This window comes from Vibrio sp. 970, from assembly GCF_033339075.1.
This window is the reverse complement of record NZ_JAWOTW010000121.1, coordinates 1-948: the sequence shown is the minus strand read 5'-3', so window position 1 is coordinate 948 and position 948 is coordinate 1. Positions and strand designations below refer to the sequence as shown.

The window sequence follows — 948 nt, the reverse complement described above, 5'->3', positions numbered from 1 at the left end:
AGTGTCTGCTGACATCGCAGAACAAGCTCGTCAATCTCTAGACAACGTGAAAGCGGTTGTTGAAGCATCTGGTCTTAAAGTGTCAGACATCGTGAAAATGACGGTTTTCGTTAAAGATCTAAACGACTTCGGTACAGTAAACGAAGTGTACGGCAAATTCTTTGATGAGCACGAAGTAGCAAACTACCCTGCTCGCTCTTGTGTTGAAGTTGCACGTCTACCAAAAGACGTAGGTATCGAAATTGAAGCAATCGCGGTTCGCAAATAATTGCGATATCAGATTGAATGAATAAAAAATGGGTAGCCTTAGCTACCCATTTTTGTGCTCGGTGTTTAACCCGTTCAAGCGGCGTTACGCTGTTTTACTTCTTCATCCAGCGCTTCTAGCTTTTCTTTCATCTGCTCGCGGCATACATTTGCGAGTTCACGAATGCCATCTTTACCGTAACCTTCAGTGCTCACCGGTGGCAACATTTCAACAATCACATGACCATTGTTCCAGCGGTTAAGTTTAATGTGGTCAGTGGAGCTACATACGATTGGAATAATTGGCACTTCAGCGCCAATTGCTGCATGGAACGCACCCGTTTTAAACGGCAGCAAACCACGACCACGTGAGCGTGTACCTTCTGGGAACATCCAAACCGACACATCACTTTCTTTCATGCTGTTAACCACTTGGTCGATCGTACCTTTCGCTTTTGAACGGTTTGCACGGTCAATCAGAATATTGCCCGTCAACCAGTAAAGCTGACCAAACCATGGCATCCACGCTAGGCTTTTCTTACCGACAGTCACCACTTTCGGTGTCACTGCCGCAGACACAGTAAACATGTCCCAGTTGTTTTGGTGGTTAGCGATGTAAACGTGCTGACCACGAGAGTACGCATCTTCAGGAATACGTAATTCTAGCGTTACCCCAAATACGCGAGACATCTTGGCAAACAA

At 45.8% G+C, this 948-nt stretch carries 2 protein-coding genes; one reads left to right on the top strand and one right to left on the bottom strand.

Annotated elements, in window-relative coordinates; genetic code table 11:
• On the top strand, positions 1-268 hold a 268-nt coding region (locus tag R7Q11_RS25155), incomplete at its 5' end, for a Rid family detoxifying hydrolase (protein WP_225466877.1).
• A 74-nt stretch (positions 269-342) separates the two neighbouring features.
• On the opposite strand, the gene R7Q11_RS25150 is transcribed toward R7Q11_RS25155, so the two are convergent.
• A partial coding sequence (locus R7Q11_RS25150; protein ID WP_225466876.1) for a 1-acylglycerol-3-phosphate O-acyltransferase occupies positions 343-948 on the bottom strand: 606 nt, incomplete at its 5' end.